We start from the raw sequence: 4,889 nt of genomic DNA, 5'->3' as shown, positions 1-4,889 counted from the left end.
TCAATTGTCTATCTTTTGGTATTAACCTATTTGTGCCGTAAGTGTCTCCCTGTATAGATTTCAGCTACTTTTAGGCGTAGGCACTCTCATCGAATTTTATTTTAAGTTAATTATTTGCATAACAATTACCGAAGAGCCAAAAAGTTTAACTTATCGGGTTGATGAGGGGGGTTGAGGATTTCGGTTCAGGACAGGTTTTATTGGTGAAATCACAGCGATAAATTGCCGGTTTTTGCCAACTGAGGGGAATTTCCAGCAAATCCCTCGAACCGGTCATTGCTTGTCCCAGAAAGAGAGCCAGAGCGATACAATTGAGAATTGTATGGGCAATGCGCCAACGATGGGAACGGTCTTTATAGATATCTTCGACAATTGCCAGAGAGAAAATCATCAGTAATGATGCCGCCATGCCGATATAGTAGTGAGACCAGTACCATTGGGCCGAGAGTCGCCAGACCCCATCCTGAGCACCGATAATAATTAAACCCATGCCAGTCAAGGTGGCAAAAATTCCGCGCCAGAGGGCTTGTCTAGCGCGGTAGAGACAGACCAAAGAGGCAATGGTGACAAAAAACATCAAAATCACAAAAATGACCAGAAAGGGGTCTAATTTTCCCTCTTTTTGTTTATCGACAAAACCATTAAAACCGTAAACGACCGAGTAAGCTAGTGCTAAAAGGTTAACCCCTACCACTGTACCCGTTAACCAGCGGCCTAAGCGTAGATGTTCTGGCCCGACTACTGGGGGAATTTTACTTTTATTTCCCGGGTTGGTTTCTAAGCGACGTTGACGGGTTTGCCAAGCAAAGTTAACTACGAGGCCGATAATAGGGAAAACGACCACTATCGCTAGGACAGGATGAATGAGAGCCAGAAAATCGACGAATTGCATATAAATATCCCGAAAATAGTCAGCAGAAAATCGTCAATAGTTGACAAGCTATAGCCTTGTTTTTTTCAGCTTATCGCAGATATCAGGAGCCGGTCGTCGGTCGTTAGGAGTCGGTCGTCAGGAGATTATTTTTATTTATTCTCCCCATTTCCCCACACCCTACACCCCACACCCCACACCCCACACCCCACACCCCAAAACCTCACTTCCCATTTCGGACGAGGAACCTCTTTGATAATCGGCTAATCTAAAAGCAGCAATCCCTAGATTCAATCCTGACTATGAAACTACAAGAACTTTTAACCAATATCACTCTGGTTTCCCCGATTTCTTCTCCTATCGCTTTAGAAACCGAGATTACAGGAATTTCCACCAACTCCCATGCTTGTCAACCCGGAGATTTATTTATCGGTTTACCCGGTAGTCGCGTCGATGGGGGCGAATTTTGGCGTTCTGCTTTGGAAACCGGGGCCGTAGCGGCGATTATTTCCCCGGCAGCCGCCGCTAAATTTCCCCCCCCGGAGGATGCTTGCGTAATCGTTGTGGCAGATTTAGTTACTGCCGCTGCTGCAATCGCTGCTAAATTCTATCATTATCCTGCCCAAACCCTAAAATTAATCGGTGTGACGGGAACCAACGGCAAAACCACCACCACCCATTTAATTGAATATTTTCTCAGCCAAGCAGAGATTCCCACCGCTTTATTCGGGACTCTTTACACCCGTTGGCAAGGATTCCAAGAAACCGCTAATCATACCACCCCTTTCGCTAACGAGTTACAAGCTAGTTTAGCCAAAGCGGTGAGCGCCGGCAATGAAATCGCCGTCATGGAAGTTAGTTCCCATGCACTGGCCCAGGGACGGGTACAGGGTTGTACTTTTCCCGTGACGGTGTTTACCAATCTCACCAGAGACCATCTCGATTATCACCTCGATATGGAAGATTATTTTGCCGCTAAAGCTAAATTATTTAGTCCCGATTATCTGCAAGGGAAGGCGATTATTAACCTTGATGATGCCTATGGTCAACGTTTAGCGGCCTCCCTGTCTCCCCAACAGGTTTTAACCTATAGTGTGTCCGATGCTAGTGCCGATTTTTATACTAAGGATTTACAATATCAACCCACGGGAGTTCAAGGGGTGATGGTGACTCCCCAAGGGGAAATAGCCTTTGCTTCTCCTCTGGTGGGTCAATATAATCTGGCTAACCTCTTGGCGGCGGTGGCGGCAGTGTTAGAATGTGGTGTAGATTTAGGGAAAGTAATCGGTCAAATTCCCCAGTTTTCAGGAGTACCGGGGCGGATGGAACGGGTTAGCACCGCTCCCGACCAAGATATCAGCGTCATTGTTGATTATGCCCATACTCCCGACAGTTTAGAGAATGTTTTAAAAGCTTCCCGGCCCTTTATTTCCGGTCGGATGATTTGTGTTTTTGGTTGTGGTGGCGATCGAGATCGGACAAAACGGCCGTTAATGGGGAAAATAGCCGCAGAATTAGCAGATTTAGCCATAGTTACCTCCGATAATCCCCGCACAGAGTCTCCCGAACGAATCCTTCAGGATATCGTCGCTGGCATTCCCTCAGAAATTACTGTTCAGGTAATTAGCGATCGCGCTTTGGCCATTGACACGGCCATTCAAGCAGCGCAACCGGGAGACGGAGTAATTATTGCGGGTAAAGGTCACGAAGATTATCAAATTTTGGGGACGGAAAAAATCCATTTCGATGACCGCGAACAGGCCCGGGCCGCTTTGATGAAAGTGAAAAAGTGATGAGGGATGATTAATTGTCAAGAAAAGCTAACATTAGTTGACAATTGGCACAAGTAGCCAATGTTAATAAGCTAAACGGCGCTTAACCTGCATGATCCAATAGCTATAACCCTTTTGGAGTCTATATCGGTGATCCGAAGTAAAAGCCGTTTAGCTTATCCGTGATAGACTGGAGGAGTTTAGGTAAAAATCCCCGTTAGGGAGCAACCCCTATCTTGATAAGTTGCCCCTGTCTTGACTAAGCAATGACACAAAAAAGGCGTTACAGGCGCTTTGATTGTCTGAGGCCTCTGGCTTTAGACTTTGGGAGATACCCCCTCTTGAGGAGAATCTCTTAAAGTGCATTGTTAGGGTGTGTTAGTAAAAAAGTATCGGTCAATTGGTGACTCTAGATGACCTACTGCCTTAATCCCAACTGTACTCAACCGAAAAACGCCCCGACAGCGTTAATCTGCGAGAGTTGCGGTTCAAAACTTCTTCTGCACGACCGCTATCAAACCCTACGCATTTTGGGGAAAGGAGGGTTTGGGGCAACTTTTGTTTCATCGGATCTGTCCCTACCAGATAAGCCCCTCTGTGTGGTCAAACAACTGCAACCTCCCCCTAAAGATGCTAGTGTTTTTCGCATGGCCAAGGAGCTTTTTGATCGAGAAGCGGAAACCTTGGCAAAACTGGGGGTTCATCCGCAGATTCCCCGATTATTGGACTATTTTGAAGATAATCAACAGTTTTATCTAGTTCAAGAATACGTTAAAGGTCATAACCTGCACCAAGAGGTCAAAAAACGCGGACCGTTTAGCGAAGCGGGAGTCAAACAGTTTTTAAGTGAACTCTTGCCGATTTTGCAATATGTCCACGAGCAAAAGGTAATTCATCGGGATATCAAACCCGCTAACCTAGTTCGTCGGCAAACAGACCGAAAATTGGTTCTGATTGACTTCGGGGCCGTCAAAAATCAAGTTAATACCGTCATGGCCAATGCCGATTCTCAAACCGCTTTCACTAATTTTGCCGTGGGTACCCAAGGTTTTGCCCCCCCCGAACAGATGGCCATGCGTCCGGTTTACGCTAGTGATATCTACGCGGTGGGAGCTACCTGTCTCTATCTACTCACGGGCAAATCTCCTAAAGCGATCGAAGTTGATATTAATACAGGTGAATTACTCTGGGAAAAATTAGTCAAGGTGAGTCCCCAGTTTGCTAAAGTCCTGAAAACAATGCTGGAAGTCTCTGTCCGTCATCGCTACAAATCCGCTCAAGAGGTAATGGATGCTTTAGACATGACGGCTTATGCCGACAGTCTAGCCCAAAGTTTAATCGCCGCTGCAATGGTTACTTCCCAGCACCCCCGACAAGATTCAGGTTCGATAGCCACTTCCTCCGTTTCTGTCCCTCTCAAGTCTAAATTTCGTCCCAAAAATAAAAATCCAGAGGCCTCTCCAGATAATATGCTGGGGGGACAGATGGCTTTTTCACTGCCTAATACAAATGTATTGAATATAAGTAAAGCCCGCAGCAGCACAGAGCTAACCTTACTGAAGAAAAAACCCCGCTTAGATGAAAAAGCGATTCTCGATGCTTACAATGACGGCCGGCGCAATTTCGCCCAAGAGGAATTACCCAATCTCAATCTGGCCAAAGCCAAACTTTTGGGCGTCAATTTCTGTCAATCCAAATTAACAGGAGCTAATTTACAAGGGGCAAATCTGTCCAATGCGGATCTGGGCCGGGCTAATCTCAGTCAAGCTATTCTCAAAAGTACCAATTTAAATAATGCCTATCTCGGTTATGCAGACCTAGAAAAGGCCGATTTACGCGGGGCTAATCTCACCGGCGCCCATCTTCGCTACGCTAATCTCAAAGATGCTAATCTTTGCGGGGCTAATCTCTCTGATGCCCAAGTAACTCAAGAACAAATCGCCCTGGCAAAAACCAATTGGTTAACAGTTATGCCCAATGGTAAACGCAGTTACTGGTAATCTTTTTTCAGTGATCAGTAAACAGTAATCAGTAAACAGTGAAAAGACAGTAGGAAACTTCTATTTAGGGTCTGCTGAATAAATCTAAAAACCTTGTTGGGTAAGACTTTTAGACTTTTTGTCAATCAAAAAGTACCAGGTCTGGGAGTGATCAGGGGGAAAATTCAGGTACTTTTTCCCTGAAAATTAGGTAGTTGACCACCTGAAAATCGGTAAAACCCATCCCCCATCCCCCAACCCCCAACC

Annotated in this window: 3 protein-coding genes; 2 read left to right on the top strand and 1 reads right to left on the bottom strand. The window is 45.8% G+C overall.

The genetic code is table 11. From position 1 onward, the window contains the following. Window positions 1-145: 145 nt before the first annotated feature. Window positions 146-892 (bottom strand): DUF4079 domain-containing protein, encoded by a 747-nt coding sequence (locus IM322_RS18515; RefSeq protein ID WP_287673653.1) that lies wholly within the window; start codon window positions 890-892, stop codon window positions 146-148. Between the two features lie 281 nt (window positions 893-1,173). On the opposite strand from IM322_RS18515, the gene IM322_RS18510 reads away from it, so the two are divergent. Both IM322_RS18510 and IM322_RS18505 read left to right on the top strand, forming a co-directional pair. Beyond that, window positions 1,174-2,664 carry a UDP-N-acetylmuramoyl-L-alanyl-D-glutamate--2,6-diaminopimelate ligase gene (locus tag IM322_RS18510; protein ID WP_287673654.1) on the top strand — a complete coding sequence of 497 codons (1,491 nt, stop codon included), beginning with the start codon at window positions 1,174-1,176 and terminating at the stop codon, window positions 2,662-2,664. Between the two features lie 392 nt (window positions 2,665-3,056). Further along, complete coding sequence (locus tag IM322_RS18505; protein ID WP_287673655.1) at window positions 3,057-4,643, top strand: serine/threonine-protein kinase; 1,587 nt, start codon at window positions 3,057-3,059, stop codon at window positions 4,641-4,643. Window positions 4,644-4,889: the final 246 nt, after the last annotated feature.

The sequence above is a fragment of the Microcystis sp. M109S1 genome (assembly GCF_020247025.1).
GTDB lineage: Bacteria > Cyanobacteriota > Cyanobacteriia > Cyanobacteriales > Microcystaceae > Microcystis.
Note: the sequence above shows the minus strand (reverse complement) of the source record. Positions and strands in the feature narration are given on the sequence as shown.